We start from the raw sequence: 22,735 nt of genomic DNA, 5'->3' as shown, positions 1-22,735 counted from the left end.
AAAAATATAACTACACTACCCACTCGTTGACATTACCTTATTATTTATCTCCAACAATCATTTTTGCCTACTTCAAAGTAATATTTACCCCTGAGAAATCACAGCTTCTTCTTTGTATGATGGAATGAAGTATTCTATAATACTATTATGCTTCCCCCGATATAATATTCATATAGTTCAAATACATCTTCTATTAGTCAAATTCCATCATTTCGCCCAAAAACCAAGGGTAAACCCTTGATTTTTAAATCAGGGGAAAGCCCTGATTTATATAGTACAAATTAAACCCAATTTTGTACTATTATTTATTATACTATACTGGTATAAAGTTTAACTTTTTTAATTATGTAGTTTCCTCTCATATTTTAAATACATTTTACCCAAAAAATTCATTTACAATGAAAACAACTTTCCAAAGCAGTGATCCTCCAAAAGTGGACAAAAAATTGTTTCTAAAATTGTCATTAATTGTTTTGATGTTCGTATTTCACCTTGGTGAAGTATCAGCACAAAAAGCAACTGGTCCGACACAAAAAATTACTGGTAAAATTGTTTCTAGTCAAGACAACCAGCCCGTACCTGGTGCAAGTATATTAGTAAAAGGTACAACATCGGGCAGTACTGCAAATTCGCTAGGAGAGTTCGCCATTGAAGCAGGTAGTACTGCTACTTTAGTGGTTAGTTCTGTCGGGTATTCATCTCAAGAGATTAAAGTAAATGGCAGACTAAAAATAAATATCACCTTAGTAGAAAATATTTCTTCCTTAGACGAAGTAGTTGTAGTAGGGTATGGTTCACAAAAAACACGTTATCTATCAGGTTCGCAAACCAACATTGGTGAATCTGAAATCAAGAGAACCGTAAACACTTCGCTTGACCAAGCACTTCAAGGACGTGCTGCCAACGTATATGTGGCAAGTAACTCTGGTAAACCAGGTGGAGCTTCATCAGTATATATTCGCGGAGTTTCTTCAATCAATGGTAATACGCAACCAATGTATGTAATTGATGGGGTACAGATTCAGCCACCAAGTAGCACAGAGTCAGATGGACAGTCAAACATTCTGGCAAGTTTGAACCCAGATGATATTGAGTCGATGAACGTTCTTACAGGACCTTCGGCACAATCTATCTATGGATCAAAAGCATCTAATGGGGTAATTGTAGTAACTACTAAAAAAGGAAAGGCTGGAGATACAAGGATTAATTTTACAAGTATGTATAATTTCCAGACATTACCCAACCAGTTACCTGTAATGAACCTGAAAGAATATGCAATCTATAGCAATGCATGGGCTGATGTTTCTGGATATGGTCGTCAAGCTGAATTTTCAGACCCTTCTATCTTAGGAGAAGGTACAAACTGGCAAACTGCTTTGTTTAAGACTGCTGCTATGAAGAAACAACAGCTTTCTTTAAGTGGTGGAAATGATAGAACAACTTATTATCTATCTTTCGAATTGTTGAATCAAGATGGACTAGCGCCTAACTCAGGTTTTGATAGAAAATCATTAAGATTAAACCTTGAAAACAAATTGCGTAGCTATTTAAAGGTTGGTACTAATTTGTCGCTTTCAGGCACAAATGAAAATCTTTCAATCGGAGACGACCAAATTATTAGTACAGCCATTCAGCAATCGCCTGCTACGCCTCTTAAAAATGGTGATGGCTCTTGGGGTGGTCCACAAAATATTACTCCGTCAACACCATCGTATGTTTTTGTAACAAACCCTGTGGCTTTAGCATATACAAATAGTAATGTGTACAAACGTATAAGTACATTCGGGGCTGTATATGCAGACTTAACTTTCTTGAAAGATTTTGTTTTTCACGCAGAGTTCAACGGTACTTATGGTAATGATACGAGAGCGGTTTTTAATCCATCTTATCAGTTTGGAGTGAATAACATTACTCAAGGAGCATCTAATTTAGTAACATCTTCAAGAAGATATGCAGGTAATAGCTATTATTGGAGTACGAATCAACGTTTGAACTACACAAAAAGATTCCAAAAGCATGATGTCAACATAACTGTAGGACATGAATCTCAATATGGCTTTAATGAAAACTTATCAGGAAGTGTAACAGGCTATACAAGTAATAATATTCCAGAATTATCAGCAGGTACTAAAAGTACTTCTATCAGCGAGAGTTATAGAGATGCAAGTTCTCAAGAATCTTACTTTACTCGTATAGGTTATATTTTTGATGATAAGTATATTGTTCAAGCTACTTATAGAGCTGATGCTTCTTCAAATTTCGGACCTAATAATAGATGGGGTTTCTTCCCTTCAGTATCAGCAGCTTGGAGAATCTCGAAAGAGAATTTCATGAAAGATGTAAGCTCTATTGATGACTTGAAGTTAAGATTAGAAATGGGAACTACTGGTAACCAATATTATGGCAAACCAATTTATGCGGCTTTGAACGCAATCCCAACTCAAACAGGTCAAGGTTTCTTAGCAGCCAATTTTGCTAACCCAGATTTGAAATGGGAAAGTACACAATCTTATAACATCGGTTTTGATTTACATGCTCTTAAAAATAGAATCCAAGTTGTTTTTGATGCTTATTTAAGGAAAACAAGTAACCTAATTACAGAACTTCCTTTACCAGCTTATGCAGGTACAACAGGTACAGGTGCTATTGCTGCTCCAGTTGTTAACTTAGGAGATCTTGAAAACCGTGGACTTGGTATTTCTATCAACACTGTTCCTATTGAAGGTAAATCAACTGGTTCACTAACTTGGAAAAGCGGTTTCAATATCTCATTTGATAGAAATAAATTGCTTAAGCTAAATACTGAAAGAGCATTTGCAATCCGTAGTCCTTGGTTCACTTCTGTAATTTCTCGTTCAAATATCGGGCAACCACTTTGGCAGTTTTATGCTTATAAATATGATGGAATCTTCCAAAATTATCAACAACTAATTAATAGTGCTGTGCCTGCAGCTATTCCTATCAGTCAAACTGGTGTATGGGTAGGTGATGTAAAATTTGTAGATGTAAATGGCGACAAAGTCATTAACAGTGATGATAGAACACTTATTGGTAATCCTTGGCCTAAGTTTACTTTTGGTATCAATAACAGTTTCTCATATAGAAACTTTGACTTGTCTATCTTTATGCAGGGTACTTATGGTAACCAAGTGTTTAATCAGTTGAAATTGAACAATTCTGGTTTTACAAACCTTATTCGTGGTGCTTATAAGGAAGTAATCAATTTTGCGAGACCAAGTAGCTATGATGAAACTGCTGTATTGTTAAACCCAGGAACACAAGTGCCAAGAGTGGGTAATACTCCAAACGATAATGCTCGTGCAACTGATAAGTTTATTGAAGATGGTTCGTATTTACGTGCTAAGAACATTACGTTGAGTTATACATTACCAAAAGCAATCCTTAAAAAATACTTACCAATTAATGGATTGAGATTTTCAGCAGGGGTTCAAAATGCGTTTACTATTACTAAATATAGTGGTTATGACCCAGAGGTTGGTAATTCATCAAACGTACCGGGTTTTGATAATGGTCGCTATCCTTCTTCGAGAATGTACACTTTTAGTTTGTCGGCAGACTTGTAATCATCGTACATTTTATCATGTTTAAACATCAAAAAAATGAAAAAATATAATTTTTTAAAATACATATTCTTATTCTTAACTATTTGTGGTCTGGCAAGTAGTTGTAAAGAAGACTTCTTAGAAAGACCCCCATTAAGTAACCTTACAGCAGGTACTTTTTTTAATACTGATGCTGAATTGTCTACTTCATCAAGTGCTTTATACAACCAAGTATGGGCAGGAGCTAACGGGCAGTCGCTTGTAGCTTTTGGTGATGGTCGTGGAGGGAACTTCTTTACGCCTTATGTAGCAGACTGGCTTCAGTTCTCTTCGTTTGCAGTATCGAATACCAATGGAGCATTAAAAGATTCTTGGTCTTCATTCTATAACATTATTGCACAGGCAAATGTATTAATGTATAATATTGATAATTATTCAAAACCAGCAGTTTCGGTTACTGCGAAGAGTACTGCATTGGGTGAAGCTCGTTATATGCGTGGATTAGCTTATTCTTTTTTAGTTCAAAACTGGGGGCCAGTGCCAATTATTACTGACAACCTTAAACAAGGTGCAGATACTACATTGTCAAGAAATACTGTGGAAACTGTTTGGGAATTTGCCATTCGTGATATGCAATATGCTATTGCCCATCTTCCACTCACTACTACAAATGGTCGTTTGACAAAATATTCTGCTAAAGGTATGTTAGCCAGATTCTATTTAACTCGCTCAGGTTTGAATTCAACTAATGGACAACGCAGCCAGATGTATTTAGATAGTGCCAAATACTATGCTAAAGACGTTATTTTGAATAGTCCATACAAGTTGATGGAAAGTTATCCGGATCTGTTCTTTACAAAAAGTAACAACAATGCTGAACAACTATTTGGGTTACAGTGGGTGCCTTTGCGTCAACCTTGGGGTGTAGGTAATGGTTTTCAATCTCAATTTGCAGAAAATAGTACAATCACTGGTGGAACTGATGGTTGGGGCGGTGGTCACGGAGCATCGGCAGATTACGTTTTAAATCTTGATCCGATAGACTCTATCCGCAGAAAAGCAACGTATATGTTCCCAGGTGATTATTATCCTGAACTAAATAAAAAAGGTGGAGGCTGGGCAGAACCAATCCCTACTGCAACTACTTATAGTAACATTGCTCACGTCAAAAAATACGTAGTTGGTACTCCTGACGATAATGGAGGAGGACAATTACAAGCTACTGGTAATAATACTTATATGCAACGTTTGGCAGATGTTTACCTTATTTATGCTGAAGCTATTTTAGGTAATAATGCTACTACTACAGACCCTGACGCACTTAAGTATTTCAATGCTGTTCGTAATCGTGCGGGTTTACCTTCATTAACATCAATCAATATTGATAAGATTTTACATGAAAGACGTTATGAGTTTGCTATAGAAGGAGATGCTTGGTATGATATAATTCGTCTTTATTATTATAATCCAGCGAAAGCAAAATCAATTATCAACTCGCAACAAAAGGGTAATTACAAGATTGAAATTAAACCAGGGACTTATGCATATGGTAAAATTCGTGAATTCACGACTACGATTTTAACACCTGCTGTTTACACGGTAAACGATGCTACGATGTTCTTGCCATATCCAGATACTGAAATGGCAATGGCACCAAACTTGAAAAAGCCACCTGTACCATATAAGTTTTAGTTTCAATAGTTATGTTGTAACATTTTGAAGGAGAGAAAACTTCTCCTTTGATAAATTTTCCAAAAAAATGAAAAAAACACTCAATCATATATTTGGTAAGCTGGGGCTTTTGATAATTGTCGCACTTGCTATATTTTCTTCTTGTAAGGAGTCTGATTTGGCCGAACCTATCTCAACAGGTCAGCCAGTCATCAAAAAAGTTTATTTGTTAGATACCATTGCCAAACACAAAGACAGTACAGTAGTAGGGGCTGAACCAAATGTTTTACTAGTAATTAACGGTGAAAATTTGGGTGGAGTGATTAAAGCATATTTCAATGAATATGAAACATCATTCAATACTAACTATAATACGAATACCAACTTAATTATTAGACTTCCAGGTGATGCACCAACAGATGGTACTGCTACTAATACAATCAGATTAGTAACATCGCATGGAGAGGTAATATTTCCTTTTAAAGTAATTGCAAAACCTAATATTACAGGATATGATAAGATAACTTTTGGTACAGGGCGAGGAGACATTACGTTCAAAGGTAAAAACTTCCCAGACATTACTCGCATAGTGGCTTATGCTGTAAGAGATAAGCCGACTGATCCAATTAAAGACAGTGTGGTGTGTACAGTCGTTTCAAAAACTGTTGATAGGTTGGTAGTAAGAATACCAAGTACAACGTTTAGTCGTATAACGTTTAATATTACTAACTCAAGCGGAACGACTAAACTAGCAGATGAATTTGTAAATGCAGATGTTGCAATTCAGTTTTTTACAGAAGGTTTTGGTTCATTTACAAACTCTGAAGGTTCAGGTACTTGGGGTGGGGATTCGTGGGGAAATGGGGTTAAAGTGAATTCAGACCAAGCTTATGCTGGAACGCAGTCATTTTCAATCGCATTAAGTGCAGGAGGATGGTCATGGTTTGGCTTTTCAAGTTGGTGGCCAAGGTTTTATTACGACCCAGCATATAAGTACGTTACTTTTGCTATCAAAGGAGGTGCTAACGACATGTCTCTTTGGATTACTTCTGAGGTTGCTAAATCGGGGTTTGCAGAGTTTCCTGATAAAAACAGAATTGATGTAAGGGCTGGTGTTTGGAATTACTATAGACTAGCGATTGCAGATTTAGACTTTATGTATGCTGGAGTGCCTATTCCTAGAATTGGCTTTAGACCAAAAGGACCAGATAAGTCTGATTTGCTCTATTTTGATGATATTATGCTCGTTAAGTAACCATTAAACACACACTATATAGAATTGCCTTTTTTAATGCTTGACTGCTCTATAAGCTAAACAGTTAATATAACAAGGCATATTTAAAAAATCCTTCTATGAAAATTTAGAAGGATTTTTTTTCAAACATCCTTACTTTATACTATCCAATTTAAAATCTTTGCTACTCATAATTATGAAATGTTTCAACCCAATACTATGTTTTGGAGTGTCACTCTTTTTGGGTTTTTCTTGCTCAAAAAGTGAAGAAAATATCATTACAACACCAAAAGATACCACTACTATTACAGTTACTCCGCCAGTTGAACCTAAAATTGCGAGTACCGTTGGTTTTTTCTTGGATGATTGGCAACCTAAAAATTATCTAGTTCCTGCTTACACAGATTTTACAGCACCCACAGAAGCCTTAACGACAGTTACGGTAGATGCTTCGGATATTATAGCCAAGATACCCCAACAGATATTCGGTCATAATGCCAATACTTGGATGGGAACCTTTGTTGATCAGCCTAGTTTTATGACTGATATTACTAACCTCAAACCAAACATCATTCGTTGGCCTGCTGGTAGTGGTAGTGATGGCTATTTTTGGAACGCCAGTCCTACACAAGACCCTAATAACAAAAACCGACAAATACCCTCTGCTCAATACATGAAAGAATGGGGGCTTCCAGATAAATATATAAACAAAGATGGTGTATCAGAGGATGCATGGTTTGGCTATGGACAAACGACCGATAACTGGAGAGCATCTTTGAATAACTACTACGATATGTTGAAGCAAAGTAATAATAAAGGCATTATTACGATTAATTATGGCTTTGCTCGTTATGGCACAAGTGCTAACCCTGTTGCTACTGCCGCTCATCTAGCGGCTGAATGGGTACGGTATGATAAAGGAAGAACACAATATTGGGAAATAGGAAATGAAAACTATGCCGATTGGGAAGCTGGATATAGAATAGACGTTACTAAAAACAAAGATAGTCAACCCGAGTTTTTGACAGGAAAACTATATGCCCAACATTTTAAAGTATATGCTGATTCTATGCGAAAAACTGCGGCTGAGGTAGGCTCAAAAATCAAGATTGGAGCAGTAATGCAAGAGTCTGTCACAGAATCTTGGCAGAATACTACCACCAAAACTTGGAATTCAACCTTGATTCCTGAACTCAATAATAAGGCTGATTTTTATGTAGTGCATAATTACATTACGCCTTATCAACAAAAGTCGAATGCTGCTACCGTGCTTAGTTCAGCCCTTTCTGTGCCTGCAAAGATGATGAGTTTTGTAAGCAATGAAATTACGAGTAATGGCGGAGAAATGAAACCTATTGCTTTTACAGAATGGAATATGTGGGCTGCTGATTTGAAACAACAAGTGTCCAATGTAAGTGGACTTTTTGCAATTATCGTTCAAGGAGAAGCCATTAAAAATAAATATGGATTGTCCGCTCGTTGGGATTTATTAAATGGGTGGGAAAATGGAAACGACCATGGGCTTTTTAGTGATGGTGGCAGTAGCGATGACCCACGGTGGAATCCTCGTCCTTCATTTTATTATATGTATTACTTCCAAAAACTTATTGGCGACAGGTTAGTCTCATCGACTGTTACTGGCAATGGCTCAACATCCATCAAAGCTTATGCTTCTACGTATAGTGCTGGTCAAGTAAACGTAACGCTACTCAATACAACCAGCGTCCCACTCACAGTGGAGGTAAAAACGAAAAATTTTCTAGTCGGCAATCGCTATTACTGGTATAGTTTAGAAGGCAGTAATGACAACGGGGAATTTTCAAGAAAAGTATTAGTGAATGGCACTGGCCCTAAAGGAGCGGCAGGTGGTCCTTCAGAATATACCACTTTGAAAGCTCGTTCGGCACTCGTTGGCAGTGGCATCAAAGTTATCGTCCCCGCTTTCGGTTCTATTTGTATGGTCGTTGATAAAAAGTAACTTTTTGATAAAGGATTATAACTGCTCATGCTAAAGTAATGAGTCAACATTAAGCGACATAATGCAAAAGAGTAATTTATTAATCACTCATTCATTAAATCGCTCAATTATTTAAAAATATCATGAAATATATTTTAGCCATATTCATTTGCATAGGCTTGTCTGCTCAAGCACAAGTATCAATTAAGATTGATGCTACTGCTGAAAAAAAAGCCATCTCTCCATACCTATACGGAAGGAACAATTCGCTTTCTACAGACCCGGGGAAAGTATTAAATATTAACTGGACGATGCTGAAAGATGCAGGCGTAACTTTTTTTAGAGAAAGCGGTGGAAATAACTGCACAAAATATAATTGGCGAAAAAAGCTTTCCTCTCATCCAGACTGGTATAACAATGTGTATGCCAACGATTGGGATGTAGCAGCAAAGTCACTAAAAAGCAATATGCCTACTGCCCAAGGAATGTGGGCATTTCAATTATTGGGTAAAGTAGCCAAAACCAATCAGGCTAATTTCGCAGATTGGAGTTATAATAATTCTCAATGGTGGGAAGGCATCAATCAAAATTTGGCTGGAAATGGTACTCCGAATCCTACGGGGTCTAAAGCTAAGATAGAAGGAGATATTAACCAATACCTTGAAAATTGGCCAGCAGATTCAACTGTTGCTATTCTTGACCATTGGTTTAAAGATTTAGCCTTGGATAAAAACCAATTGATGTATTGGAACATGGATAACGAAGTAGAAATATGGAATGGTACACACGATGATGTAATGCCTGTTCAGATTTCAGCGGAGGAATTTATGCAGAAGTATTTCGAGGTGGCAAAAAAAGCCAGAGCCAAATTTCCTAATATTAAATTAGTTGGGCCCGTAACAGCCAATGAATGGCAATGGTATAATTGGCCAAAAGCCATTACTGCGGATGGTAAAACCTATCCGTGGTTAGAATATTTCATTAAAAGAGTGGCTGATGAACAAAAAAGTTCAGGCATTAAGTTACTAGATGTTTTAGACATACATTTTTATCCAAGTAGTAATAAAATTGATGAAGTAGTACAATATCATCGTGTCTTTTTTGATAAAAACTATGTATATCCAGAAGCAAATGGCGTAAAAACAGTCAATGGAGGTTATGATAATTCATTGAATAAAGAATATATTTTTGGACGAGTAAACGACTGGTTAGATAAATACCTAGGCACAAATCATGGAGTAAAATTGGGCTTGACTGAATCTGGTGTAAATATCACCGATCCTAGCGCGATGGCTGTTTGGTATGGCTCTACTTTAGGCGAGTTCATGAAAAATGAAGTTGAGATTTTTACGCCGTGGTCATGGAGTACGGGGATGTGGGAAACACTGCATTTATTTAGCAGGTATAATAAAAGCTTTTCAATCAAAAGTAGCTCATCAGATGAAACCCTTGTCTCGGCTTATCCAAGTATCAATGCTACACAAGACTCGATGACAGTTGTGTTGATAAATCGCTCTTCGACAAGTGCCAAAACTACTTCTTTAAGTTTTGACAACTTCGTTTTAACAGGCAAAAGTGCCTCATCACTTGCATTAAAATCATTACCCACTACAGAAACGTTTGTATCTCACTCTCAGAATGCTTTAAATAAAAGTGACGTGGCAATAAACAACAATGCTATTTCGCTTACACTCCCAGCTATGTCAATTACTTCGATACAATTAGTTGGCAAATTAGGACAATACTCCGCTGTTTTAGGGACTTTAACAGAGCCTGAAAATACTGTTAAAGTTTTCCCTAATCCATGCACGAATGAATTTACAGTAGATGCTGGTACTGAAAAATTCAAGCAGTTGGAACTCATAGACGAAGCAGGAAGACAAATTCATACGCAGGTGATTACTGACGGCGATACAATTATTAAAGTGAATCAAAAATTAAAATCTGGGACTTATCTGCTAAAATTATCAAACGATAAAACGGTAGTAGTAAAGAAGATTTTAACTTATTAACAAGTAAATACATACAGGGAAGTGCTTTGTTTTTCGGAATTTCATGCGGAAATATTTTACTGAATATTTCACTGGAATGGAAAAATTAAACCTTCAATGAATTAGTATGAAAAAAAACAAACTATTTTATGCCTTCTGGGTAAGCATTTTTTTGCTATCACTGAATGCATTCGCTCAAGAAAGCCAAAAAGTATATCTTTCTGGAACTGATAAAGACCATACCGTACAGTGGGATTTCTTTTGTAACAAAGGAATGAATAGCGGGAAGTGGACTAAAATTGCCGTGCCTTCTAATTGGGAATTACAAGGTTTTGGCAAGTATAGTTATGGTACTGAAAATAGGAAAGAGGAAACGAAGGCAGACGAGCAGGGGCTTTACAAACACACTTTTGACGTTCCAAAGGCGTGGAAAAGTCAGAGAGTCTACATCATTTTTGAAGGCTCAATGACTGACACAGAAGTGAAAATCAATGGAAAATTAGCAGGTGATGTGCATCAAGGAGGCTTTTATCAATTTCAGTACGAGATTACGGGCTTATTAAAAACAGGTAAAAATTTACTGGAAGTAAAAGTCAACAAAGCATCAGCCAATAGGTCGATTGATGTTGCCGAACGTCACGGTGATTTTTGGGCTTTTGGTGGAATCTATCGTCCTGTTTATTTGGAAGTAGTACCGCAAAGTTTTATTGAGCGTTTGGCGATTGATGCAAAAGCAGATGGCAATTTTTCTGTAGATGTTTTTACTTCCAAAACTACTGCTAATCAAAGTGTTGATGTACAAGTACAAACTTTGTCAGGGCAAAACGTAGGAGCGTTGTTTAACGCTAAAATTAATCCTGCTGACGAGAAAACAGTATTAAAACAAGCTTTTCAACAGGTAAAATTATGGAATGCTGAAAATCCTAATTTGTATCAGGCAAAGGTTTCATTGAAAGATGAAAAAGGTGTGATTCATACACGCACGCAACGTTTTGGTTTCAGAAGCATCGAGGTCAGAAAGCGAGATGGTATTTATGTGAATGGCGTAAAGGTAATGCTTCGTGGGTCTAATAGGCACTCTTTTAATCCTGAAACAGGCAGAACTACCAGCAAATCAGTAAGTATCAATGATGTAAAGTTGATGCAAGAAATGAACATGAATGCTGTTAGAATGTCGCATTATCCTCCTGATATTCATTTCTTAGACGTTTGTGATTCACTAGGGCTGTATGTAATGGATGAGCTAACGGGCTGGCAAAACAAATACGACACTATTCCCGGCAGAAAACTGGTGAAAGAAGTAGTGATTCGTGATGTAAACCATCCATCTATTTTATTTTGGGATAATGGTAACGAGGGAGGTTGGAACAGAGGGTTAGATAATGATTTTGCTCTGTACGACCCACAAAAACGCCCAGTGTTTCACCCTTGGGAGCGTTTCAATGGTTTCGATTCAAAACATTATATTACCTATAATTATTTAGCGAATGCCGTTTTGTATGATAAAGACATCATGATGCCAACCGAATTTATGCACGGTTTGTATGATGGAGGACATGGTGCAGGCTTAGAAGATTTCTGGGATTTGATGCTCAAACACCCCCATTGCTCTGGAGGTTTTCTATGGTCATTTGTAGATGAAGCCGTCGTAAGAACAGATAAAAATGACATTCTTGATGGCTTTGGAAACAATGCACCAGATGGAATCTTGGGACCACATCGTGAAAAAGAAGCTAGCTTTTATGCTATCAAAGAAATATGGTCGCCCGTAAGAATTACCAAAAAATACTTGCCCCGCACTTTTGATGGAAAGTTGCCCGTAGAAAACCATTATTCCTTCACCGATTTGAATCAATGTACTTTTGAATGGCAATTGGTTTCTTTCCCAAAACCAAGCGATAAGTCTTTAGAAGCCATCGTAAATCAAACAGGAAAGCCTGCGTTTACTTCCATTCCTGCTGGAGAAACAGGGTATTTGAAATTGAATTTACCTAGCAATTGGACAGATAGTGAAGCACTTTATTTAAAAGCAACCGACCCGAATGGTAAGGAGATTTTCACATGGTCGTGGGTAATTCCTGAAGAACAAGAAGACATTACCAAGATAATTGCCTCAAAAAACACTGTTTCAAAAATTGATGCAAGCGAAGATGCTAATTTCTTGACGATTAAGGCTGATAATACCACCTATGTTTTTGATAAGACTACAGGTTATTTATCTAAAGTAAACAATTCAAAATCAGATATTTCATTATCAAATGGTCCAAGTTTAGCAGGAGTAAATGTTACCCTAAAATCGTTCAAACATTATGCTACGACTAATGGCTATGAAGTAGCGGTTAATTATAGTGGTGATGGCGGATATTTCAATGTATGGTGGAAATTTTCGAGCAATAACCCTGTAGAACTTTCATATCAATATTCACAAAAAGGTGATGCAGACTTTATGGGAATTACCTTCAACTATCCAGAAAGTAACATTACTGGCATGAAATGGTTGGGACGTGGACCTTTCAGAGTGTGGAAAAACCGCATGAAAGGGTTGAAATATGGGGTATGGCATAAGGATTATAACGATGCTATTACAGGAGAGGACTTTCAATACCCTGAGTTCAAAGGCTATCATTCAGACTTGAAATGGGTAGTGATTGAAACCAAGGAAAGTGCTTTTACGGTATATGCGGAAGACGAAAATATGTTTTTACAAATGTTTCAACCTCAAAAACCTAAAGGTGCGACCAATGATAATACTAGTCCTCCTTTTCCCAAAGGAAATATTGGTTTCTTGAATGGTATTAGTCCGATAGGGGCAAAATTTAATCCAGCTAATTTGTATGGCCCTCAAAGTCAGAAAAATATGATGCTGAATTATACACCTATTAAAGGCAAAATATTATTTGATTTTAAAAATAAAGCTATTGAAAACTAGTTAGTGACTTGTAAATAAACGAATTTGTTTTTTTTAAAAATATAATTCACTCATTCACAATTCACTCAAACACAATTAGAAAACATGACAACGATAAAAAAACTTAGCAATATATTTTTCTTCAGCTTGGTATGTAGCTGTACAAGTTATAGTCAGGAAACGATTTCGGCTATTAAAGTTGATAAAAAACTGATTTCAGACCAATTGTCACACCCAACGGTTTTTGCTGAATCTAATGATAAATCAGGCAGATTATTTGTAGGTGAACAAGAAGGAAAAATCAAAATAATCCAAAAAGGGAAAGTATTACCAACCTTATTTTTAGATATTACTGACGAAGTAGTTAAGAAAAAAGGCTATGAAGAACGTGGATTGTTAGGCTTAGCTTTTCATCCAGATTTTGCTAAAAATGGCAAGCTGTACGTATACTGTAGTATCCCTGTAGCAAGTGGTACGAAAGGCGTTGACCATAAAAGCTTAATCAGAGAATATACCGTTTCAAGCAAAAATAAGAATACCGTAGATGAAAGTACTGCTAAAACAGTCTTGGAATTTAATGAGCCACAATCTAACCATAATGGAGGTGATTTAAAATTTGGCTCAGATGGATTCTTATACATTGCAGTAGGCGATGGAGGTGGACAAAATGACAAACACGGCGATTTTGGTAATGCCCAAAACCTTAGTAACTTTTTAGGAAAAATCCTTAGGGTTGATGTAAAGCAATTGCCATACAGTATTCCTAATGACAATCCGTTTGTTGGAAAACCAGAGGTACGTCCAGAGATTTTCGCTTATGGTTTCAGAAATCCTTGGCGTATAAGTTTTGATAAAAAAACTGGAGATTTATTTGTAGGAGACGTTGGTCAAGACAATTATGAGGAAGTAGACCTTGTAACAAAAGGCGGTAATTATGGCTGGAGAATTAGAGAGGGATTACACGAAAAATTCCCGAACGACCCAGACCCTAAAAACTGGATTAATCCTATTGCTGAATACCCTCACTCAGACGGGTTGAGTATTACAGGAGGCTTTGTGTATAGAGGCAAACAAATTCCTGCACTTTATGGGAAATATATTTTTGCAGATTGGACTGGTCCTGTATGGGCGTTGACTGATAGTAAAAAAGAGCAGTGGAACAGAGAAAAACTTTCTATCTCGCAAGAGGCAGGCAACTGGCATATTTACAGCTTTGGCGAAGACCAATCAGGGGAAGTGTATTTATTAACGGTACTTTTAGGAAGCGACAAAGGTGCATTGTATCAGTTAGTGACTAAGAAATGATGAATTGATAGTTGTAAGTGGTGAGTACTCACCACTTACAACTAAAATGATTATCCTTAAAATTTAAATTTATAAACAAAAATTATCCAATGAATATCCTTAAATATATAATGTTCTGTATGCTTTCTTTTATTTTTCATCCAAATTTTGGGCAAAAAGTATCAGAAAATATTCGCCTTAATCAAATTGGTTTTTATCCAAATGCGCCTAAAATAGCCGTTATTGTTAATGCTAAAGTAGCTACTTTTTTAGTTAAAACAACCGATTTAACCAAAACGGTGTTGGTAGGTAAATTAAGTGCCTCTCGTCAATCTGAATTTTCTGACAAAACCACTCAAATAGCAGACTTTTCAAGCGTAGAAAACGTAGGTAAATATGTAATAGAAGTACCCTCATTAGGGATTTCTTATCCATTTGAAGTGCGTGTTAATGTTCATCAAAATATGGCTAAGGCATCCTTAAAAGCCTTTTATTATCAAAGAGCCTCTACCGAACTTCCTTCCAAATATGCTGAAAAATGGGCAAGACCATTTGCACATCCAGATACCAAAATATTAATTCATGCCTCGGCTGTTAGTCCTGAAAGACCAGCAGGCACGGTTATTTCATCACCTAAAGGGTGGTACGATGCAGGAGATTATAATAAGTATATTGTTAATTCAGGCATTACGATGGGAACACTCTTTTCTTTATACGAAGATTTCCCTGCGTATTTTCAACAACAAAACCTGAATATTCCAGAAAGTAATAATGATGTTCCTGATATATTAGACGAAGCACTGTGGAATTTACGTTGGATGTTAAGTATGCAAGATACCGATGGTGGTGTTTATCATAAACTAACCAATGCCGTTTTTGACTCAATTATTATGCCTATTGAGGCAACCCAAACGAGATATGTAGTGCAAAAAAGTACTGCTGCCACCCTTGATTTTGCAGCAGTGATGGCACAAGCCGCTAGGGTTTTCAAACAATTTCCAAAACAGTTTCCCGCTTTGGCTGATTCTTGTTTGTTAGCTTCAAATCGTGCTTGGAATTGGGCAATCAAGAATCCATCGGTGAAATATGACCAAAATAAATTAAATGAGCAGTTTTTGCCCAAAATAACGACGGGTGCTTATGGCGATAATGATTTTTCGGATGAATTTTTCTGGGCAGCCACTGAATTATATATCACTACCCAAAATGATAGCTATTACAAAACTATTGAAAATGGGCTTAACGCAAAAATGAATATACCTGCTTGGAATCAAGTACGTTTGTTAGGATATTATACCTTAGCAAGATTTCAGCATCAATTAACGGGAAAAGGAAAAGAGGATTTCCCTGCTTTGAAAAACAGACTCATCGCCTTTATAGATACGTTGGCAAATGGTGTTGAGAAGCGTTCTTTCCAAACAGTAATGGGAAGAACCGCTAGAGATTTTATGTGGGGAAGCTCTGGTGGAGCGGCCAATCAAGGAATAGCCATGATTCAAGCATTTAAATTGACAAAAAATACAAAATACTTAGCTTTAGCTTTAAGCAATTTGGATTACCTGCTTGGTAGAAATGCAACGGGTTATTCGTTTATGACAGCCTTTGGCTCAAAAACGCCTATGCATCCGCATCACCGTTTGGCGATGGCTGATGGCATCGTTGAACCTTTGCCCGGTTTTTTGTCAGGAGGGACAAATCCTGGACAACAGGATAAATGTGTAGGATATACCACTAAAGTAGCTGATGAATCTTATTTAGATGCAGATTGTTCATATTCGACTAACGAAATTGCGATTAATTGGAATGCTCCGATGGCCTATTTATCTGCTGCCATTGAAGCTCTACAATCAAAAATGACCATGTCTATAAAATGATATTAACATGAAAAAAAGCATTGTATATTTTGTATTATTCAGTATAAGCTTAATATTGAATAATACCCTTTTCTCGCAAACAATTGCTTCGAAAAGAGCCGCCACACTGGGCATAGGAATGAATCTTTCTTATTTAGAAAACTATTGGTTAGGGACAAAGGCAAACCATTATGGTGATTTTATAAAGATGTCAGAAGTAATGAAACGCAAAAGCATGATTGCGGATATTGCTAAAGAAGGCTTTAAAACTATCAGAATGCCCGTTTGTTTTAGTGCCTTTGCTTCTATACAAGCACCTTATCAATGGGATTATCCAATTGGATTAACTGCTACAGATTCTCTCATTAAATGGTGTATAAACAATGGATTAAAAGTAGTGATTGATTTGCATCATCCTGAGTACAACGGCTCGATACCAGAAGCAAATACCATCGATAGAAAATTATTTTTGTGGAAAAGCGTAGCAGAAAGGTACAAAAATACAGACCCTGAAAAAGTATTTTTTGAACTACAAAATGAACCTCATGACATCACCGCAGACGAATGGAGAGCAGAGGCCAATCAATTAATCAGTGCAGTCAGAGCCATTGCTCCTCGTCATACACTTGTGGTGGGTTTTCATGACTGGAATAGTAGAGAAGGTTTATTAAAATCCGAGCCTTTTTCAGACCCTAATATTATTTATAGTTTTCATTATTACGACCCTTTTATTTTTACCCATCAAGGGGCTACATGGACAAGCCCAGAAGTAAGAGACTTAAGAAATATTCCTTTTCCGAGTACAGATAATGCAAATTTGGTAGTACCCCCTTCGGCAAAAGGAACTTGGGTGGAATACAACGTTACCCACTATGCAAGATATGGAACCCCTGAAGCAATTTACAATGCACTTGCCAAGGCAAAAGAATGGTCTGTTCAGAAAAATGTACCTATCTTCTTAGGAGAGTTTGGCTCTTATAGCAATTTTGCAGATGCCGATAGTCGTTGCCGACATGCCAATGCTGTTTACGATGCATTGACTGCCTTAGATATTCCATCTGCTTGGTGGGAATGGAATGGAGGATTCAATATGTTTCAAAAAGGAACTACAGCACTATCACCTTGTATAAAAAGTGATATTGGAAATTATGTACTAAAAACGTTAGGGTTAAGTAAAACCCCCGAATTAACAGATGTAGCTATTCTTTCCAATGCTCGTCAAGATGTTTTTACGATAAAAAGTATAGGTAATACAGTTTATTCCGCTCAATTAATAAATCTTCAAGGAAAATCTATTGCAAAGAAAAAATTAAGTAAGAAAAAACTGATTGTAAATAAACAGCAATCGGGTACTTATATTTTAAAGTTTTTTGATGTTAAAAATAGAATCGTAGGGTATAAAAAAGTAGAAAAGCCGTAGCAAGTTGATGCATTGTTAACCATTAATCATTTTATTCTATATGAAAATAAATATTTATTCGCATGCCAAAAGAGGTGTTTTGTTTGCATTGTGTTTGGGACTTTTCCTAGGTCAATACACATTTGCTCAAAATACTCAAACAATGCTCAACGAGCCTGTTGACCTTAGCAAAGATTTTAAAGATTTTACCAATACTTATTTTGTAGCAGATAGTTTAGCAAGTTTTAATCCTACTACAGGCTCGGGCAGTATCAAATGGAAAAGAAATCAGTATTTTCCTGCTCATGCGTTTAATTATACACAGTCGGCTTTGCATAAAGTGCCGGGGAATGAATTCCCTGGACCAGAGTATGCAGAAAATCCTGTTCTACCTTTTTCAATAGAATTTATTTCGCCAAAATCGGTAAGAATCCGTGCGAATACTGGTACGATTACAAGGGCAGACGAACCATCGTTGATGTTAGTAAAAGAACCTACTCGCGATAATTCTTGGCAATACACCAAAATTGCAAAAGGACATCAATACAAAAGTGCCTTCGGAACAGTGACGATTACCGAAAGTCCTTGGGGAATAGAATTCAGAGATAAGGCGGGTAAATTATTAACCAAAACACGTGGTTTTGCAGATAATAAAACTTCCTATACAGCCTCGATGCCATTCTGTTTTGTACGTCGTGCGGCAGACTATTCACGGAGTATTGCGCCAGTATTTACGCTATCGCCCGATGAAAAAATCTTTGGTTGTGGCGAATCATTTACCAAATTGAACAAGTATGGTCAAAAAGTAAATTTGTATACCTCAGACCCTAATGGTATCGAAACGGCTGGAATGTATAAGCCTATTCCGTTTTTTATGAGTTCAAGAGGTTATGGAATGTTTATGCATACTTCTACGCCCATTACTTGCGATTTTGGTGCTACCTACGGTGCTGCTAATGCATTAATGATTGGGGATGAATCGTTAGATTTATTCGTTTTCTTGGGTGAACCCAAAGAAATTCTGGATGAATACACGAATGTAACGGGCAAAGCTTCTATGCCTCCGCTTTGGTCTTTTGGGTTGTGGATGAGCCGTATCACGTATTTTTCAGAAGAAGACGGACGCAATGTGGCGATTAAGCTAAGAGCTAACAAAATTCCTACAGATGTACTCCATTTTGATACAGGATGGTTTGAAACCGATTGGCGTTGTGATTATCAATTCTCCAAGAATCGTTTTAAAGACCCTGTCAAAATGATTTCGGATTTAAAGGAGCAAGGTTTTCGTACTTGTTTGTGGCAATTGCCTTATTTCGTTCCTAAAAATGACCTTTTTCAAGAAATTGTGGATAAAGGATTATTCATAAAAAATGACAAAGGTAATATTCCCTACGAAGATGCAGTATTGGACTTTACCAATGTCAATACCATCCAATGGTATCGTGAAAAAATTGGTAATTTATTGAAAATGGGTGTAGCTGCCATCAAGGTAGATTTTGGCGAGGCTGCACCATATAAAGGCATTTATGCCAATGGCCGTACAGGCTTTTATGAGCATAATTTGTATCCCTTACGTTATAACAAAATTGTGTCTGAACTAACCAAGGAAATCAACGGAGAAAATATCATTTGGGCTAGAAGCACATGGGCAGGCTCGCAACGTTATCCTTTACATTGGGGTGGCGATGCTGAATCTACCAATATGGGTATGGAAGCTGAATTACGCGGAGGTTTATCGCTAGGCGTTTCTGGATTTTCATTCTGGAGTCATGATATTGGAGGGTTTACACAAAGAACTCAGCAAGATTTATACCGTCGTTGGTTACCATTTGGAGCTTTGTCATCGCATACACGTTGTCATGGACAGCCACCAAAAGAACCGTGGGATTATGGGGTAGATTTTATGAACGATTTCCGAAAGGTAATCGAAATGAAATATAAACTGTTACCCTATATTTATGCACAGTCTAAACACGCTTCTGAAAACGGTTTACCAATGATGCGTGCTTTGTTTGTAGAGTTTCCAGAAGATGCAGGCTCTTGGCAAATTGAAAATGAATATATGTTTGGCTCAGATATTTTGGTAGCACCACTATTTGAACAAGATGCCAGAAGCAGAGAAGTATATTTACCTAAAGGAAATTGGATAGATTATCAAACCAAGAAAGTTTATGCTGGTGGGTGGCATAAGATTGACGGTGGAGAATTGTCGGTAGTAATGTTGGTACGTGACGGTGCAATATTGCCACATATCAAATTGGCACAATCAACCAATGATTTAGACTGGTCGCAGTTGGAACTAGTACCTTTCTCAGTAAGTGCTAATAAGGTAAAAGGTAAAATATGTTTACCATCTGATAATGTTTTACATGATATTTCAATGAGTAAAAAAGGGAAAGCATTTGCATTGGATACAGACCCTTTTGCAGGAAAAGTAAAGTTTATAAAATAATCAAAAGAGGTCGTAGCATTCATTTGCTACGACCTCTTTTGGTTAATGAATTTATATACATTAACTAATATCAGTAAGTCGAATTATTTTATTGCCTAAAAACTTGAAAATAGACTTCCCCACTTGCTTGGCGTAATGCTACTACACTATGCCAGTGTGTACTGCAATGTTACATTGCAAAAATATAACGCATTTTATAATTTTTTCCAAGTTGAGTCCTCATATACCACTAGCCGTTGCTTACTAGGTGATTCGACTTTCTAAGAAGCTTATTCTTAACTTCTATAAGTACTTTGTCTATTCACCATCCACCCTGGATATTGTAAGGGTAATGGACTTACTTCATTAATTTTGGCTAAGTCTTCAGGCGTTAATTGAATCTCGACGGAGCGAAGATTATCATTCAACTGAGCAACAGTTTTTGCTCCGATAATGGTACTTGTTACGCCACTTTGCTGTCTGACCCACGCCAAAGCTACTTGTGCTACCGTAGCTTGATGGGCGTTGGCTATGCTACTTAGCACTTCTACTAAATCATAACCTTTTTCTTTGTCGATAGGAGGGAAATCAAAATTTACTCTTCTCGAACCTGCTTCTGCTTGTTCCCTAGTATATTTACCACTCAAAAATCCACCTGCTAATGGACTCCACGGAAATATTGCTAATTTGTGATGAGTCGCCATAGGTACAAGTTCATGCTCAATATCACGGCTTACAGCAGAATAATAATATTGCAAGCCAATGAATTGATGAAAACCATTATATTTAGCAAAGGTTTGAGCCTCAGCGACCATCCAAGCTGGCCAGTTACAAATGGCAATATAACGTACTTTTCCTGTGTTTACAATGTCGTTGAGGGTACGCACAATTTGCTCGATAGAAGTTTTGGGGTCAACGCCATGCACATATAAAATATCAACATAATCCATTTGCAAACGCTTCAAACTTGCTTCAACTGAATTGAAAATGTGGTATCTTGATAGTCCAGTGCTGTTAGGATATTCGTCCATTTTGGCTAATACTTTTGTGGCAATCACCACTCGGTCACGCTGAATATTCAAATCTTTTAAAGCTTGCCCCAATAATTGTTCCGATTGTCCAAAAGAATAAATATTGGCGGTATCAATAAAATTGATGCCTGCCTCTACCGCTACTTTAATCAATTCATTTACTTCTTGCTGTTGTAGTTTGCCAATATTTTCCCACATTCCAGCATTTTGTCCGCCGAAAGTCATTGTTCCCAAACATAGCTCCGAGACTAATAAACCCGTTTCGCCTACATAATTATACTTCATAGTCGTTGATTATTTTTGAATGTTAATTAATATATTTATCTGTTGCAAAATTCCTTACAAAAACTCGTCTATAAATAGCCCATAAGAAACAGGAAATATAAAAAATCAAACAATTGTATGTCTGCCTGTCAGTTACGAAACAATTTGGGCGTGATTTGTGAAGCACGCCGAAAAAATGAAGTAAAATGCGAAGGGTCTTCAAAACCCAAGCAAAAACCGATTTCAGCAATGTTCCAATCGGTATGTTTCAATAAAGTTTTTGATTCTTGCAAAATCCGTTCAGCAATTAATTGAGAAGTAGTTTTGCCTGTAACAATTTTTAAAGCTCTGTTTAAGTGGTTGATATGTACAGAAAGATGCGTAGCAAAATCTATGGGGTTTCGCAATTTCATCGTTTGAAATGGCGATTCAATGGGGAATTGGCGTTCCAATAATTCAATAAAAAGAGAGGTGATACGATTGTTTGCTGAATGATTTTGCGATGAAATCACTGTTTCGGTGGGTTTCAAACGCATGGCTTTGTGAATGAGTTGCTGTACCAAAGTACGGAGTAAATCGTACTTATAGATGTACTCAAGGTTGATTTCAGTAAGCATTTGCTCGAAAATATGGCTGAATGCAGCGATATTTTCAGTTTCTAATTCATAAATAGGGAAAGAGCCAACTTTAAAAATGGGATATTCTTTGATATTGGGAATTTGTTGAAGAAAAGATTCAGTAAATACACAAAAGTATCCCGACTGCTTTTCGCCGATTCTTTCTAATTTGTAGGGAATCATCGGGTTGGCAAAAGAAACGCCTGCTTCTTGTACTTCCACGATTTTATCCGCATAATGATAATGGTTTTTGCCAATCACCAGTGAAATTTTATAATAATCTTTTCGACTATACGGAATCGGTTTTTGTGAATTTCCGATAAAATCTTCAACCCGAAAAACATTAAAATGTCCGATGTCATTTTTAAGGTTTTCGGGTACAAAGTTTAAACGATTTTTATATAAATCTTCTAAAGTATGAATTTGTTCCATCTTGCATAATTATAAAAATCAAACATACTAAATTATGATTTAGTTTTGATAGACAAAATATATTTTTAATTCTCAAAAAAGAAGAAAGCTTGTACCCAAG

At 36.7% G+C, this 22,735-nt stretch carries 12 protein-coding genes; 10 read left to right on the top strand and 2 right to left on the bottom strand.

Going from position 1 to position 22,735, the window contains the following annotated elements; translation table 11 throughout:
* Positions 1–398: 398 nt before the first annotated feature.
* From AC1RNE_RS09125 to AC1RNE_RS09080, 10 genes are all read left to right on the top strand, one after another.
* Positions 399–3,584, top strand: a complete 3,186-nt coding sequence (locus AC1RNE_RS09125; protein WP_492800683.1) for a SusC/RagA family TonB-linked outer membrane protein — start codon at positions 399–401, stop codon at positions 3,582–3,584.
* A gap of 36 nt (positions 3,585–3,620) precedes the next feature.
* Positions 3,621–5,255 (top strand): RagB/SusD family nutrient uptake outer membrane protein, encoded by a 1,635-nt coding sequence (locus AC1RNE_RS09120; RefSeq protein ID WP_492800682.1) that lies wholly within the window; start codon positions 3,621–3,623, stop codon positions 5,253–5,255.
* A gap of 67 nt (positions 5,256–5,322) precedes the next feature.
* A complete protein-coding gene (locus AC1RNE_RS09115; protein ID WP_492800681.1) occupies positions 5,323–6,489 on the top strand; it encodes a hypothetical protein in 1,167 nt (388 codons plus the stop codon).
* 208 nt (positions 6,490–6,697) lie between these two features.
* Positions 6,698–8,446, top strand: a complete 1,749-nt coding sequence (locus tag AC1RNE_RS09110; protein WP_492800680.1) for a hypothetical protein — start codon at positions 6,698–6,700, stop codon at positions 8,444–8,446.
* A 122-nt stretch (positions 8,447–8,568) separates the two neighbouring features.
* On the top strand, positions 8,569–10,437 hold the full coding sequence (locus AC1RNE_RS09105) for a glycoside hydrolase family 44 protein (RefSeq protein WP_492800679.1): 1,869 nt from the start codon (positions 8,569–8,571) through the stop codon (positions 10,435–10,437).
* Between the two features lie 106 nt (positions 10,438–10,543).
* Positions 10,544–13,345, top strand: a complete 2,802-nt coding sequence (locus AC1RNE_RS09100) for a glycoside hydrolase family 2 protein (protein ID WP_492800678.1) — start codon at positions 10,544–10,546, stop codon at positions 13,343–13,345.
* 84 nt (positions 13,346–13,429) lie between these two features.
* Entirely contained in the window at positions 13,430–14,629 is a 1,200-nt protein-coding gene (locus AC1RNE_RS09095) for a PQQ-dependent sugar dehydrogenase (protein ID WP_492800677.1), read from the top strand.
* An 89-nt stretch (positions 14,630–14,718) separates the two neighbouring features.
* Positions 14,719–16,482, top strand: coding sequence for a glycoside hydrolase family 9 protein (locus AC1RNE_RS09090; protein ID WP_492800676.1), 1,764 nt, complete (start codon positions 14,719–14,721; stop codon positions 16,480–16,482).
* A 7-nt stretch (positions 16,483–16,489) separates the two neighbouring features.
* Positions 16,490–17,881 carry a glycoside hydrolase family 5 protein gene (locus tag AC1RNE_RS09085; protein ID WP_492800675.1) on the top strand — a complete coding sequence of 464 codons (1,392 nt, stop codon included), beginning with the start codon at positions 16,490–16,492 and terminating at the stop codon, positions 17,879–17,881.
* A 40-nt stretch (positions 17,882–17,921) separates the two neighbouring features.
* Positions 17,922–20,312, top strand: coding sequence for a glycoside hydrolase family 31 protein (locus AC1RNE_RS09080; RefSeq protein WP_492800674.1), 2,391 nt, complete (start codon positions 17,922–17,924; stop codon positions 20,310–20,312).
* Positions 20,313–20,587: 275 nt separating this feature from the next.
* On the opposite strand, the gene AC1RNE_RS09075 is transcribed toward AC1RNE_RS09080, so the two are convergent.
* Complete coding sequence (locus AC1RNE_RS09075; RefSeq protein ID WP_492800673.1) at positions 20,588–21,607, bottom strand: aldo/keto reductase; 1,020 nt, start codon at positions 21,605–21,607, stop codon at positions 20,588–20,590.
* Positions 21,608–21,735: 128 nt separating this feature from the next.
* Positions 21,736–22,635, bottom strand: coding sequence for a helix-turn-helix domain-containing protein (locus tag AC1RNE_RS09070; RefSeq protein WP_492800672.1), 900 nt, complete (start codon positions 22,633–22,635; stop codon positions 21,736–21,738).
* Positions 22,636–22,735: the final 100 nt, after the last annotated feature.

The sequence above is a fragment of the Arcicella sp. GW822-FHT02H01 genome, from assembly GCF_058802005.1.
The sequence above is the reverse complement of the archived record's forward strand: the minus strand, read 5'-3'. Positions and strand labels throughout refer to the sequence as shown.

Coding starts and splice junctions, on each gene's coding strand:
- AC1RNE_RS09085 (WP_492800675.1), top strand. CDS start 16,490: ATGAAAAAAAGCATTGTATATTTTGTATTATTCAGTATAAGCTTAATA.
- AC1RNE_RS09105 (WP_492800679.1), top strand. CDS start 8,569: ATGAAATATATTTTAGCCATATTCATTTGCATAGGCTTGTCTGCTCAA.
- AC1RNE_RS09075 (WP_492800673.1), bottom strand. CDS start 21,607: ATGAAGTATAATTATGTAGGCGAAACGGGTTTATTAGTCTCGGAGCTA.
- AC1RNE_RS09080 (WP_492800674.1), top strand. CDS start 17,922: ATGAAAATAAATATTTATTCGCATGCCAAAAGAGGTGTTTTGTTTGCA.
- AC1RNE_RS09120 (WP_492800682.1), top strand. CDS start 3,621: ATGAAAAAATATAATTTTTTAAAATACATATTCTTATTCTTAACTATT.
- AC1RNE_RS09070 (WP_492800672.1), bottom strand. CDS start 22,635: ATGGAACAAATTCATACTTTAGAAGATTTATATAAAAATCGTTTAAAC.
- AC1RNE_RS09115 (WP_492800681.1), top strand. CDS start 5,323: ATGAAAAAAACACTCAATCATATATTTGGTAAGCTGGGGCTTTTGATA.
- AC1RNE_RS09125 (WP_492800683.1), top strand. CDS start 399: ATGAAAACAACTTTCCAAAGCAGTGATCCTCCAAAAGTGGACAAAAAA.
- AC1RNE_RS09095 (WP_492800677.1), top strand. CDS start 13,430: ATGACAACGATAAAAAAACTTAGCAATATATTTTTCTTCAGCTTGGTA.
- AC1RNE_RS09090 (WP_492800676.1), top strand. CDS start 14,719: ATGAATATCCTTAAATATATAATGTTCTGTATGCTTTCTTTTATTTTT.
- AC1RNE_RS09100 (WP_492800678.1), top strand. CDS start 10,544: ATGAAAAAAAACAAACTATTTTATGCCTTCTGGGTAAGCATTTTTTTG.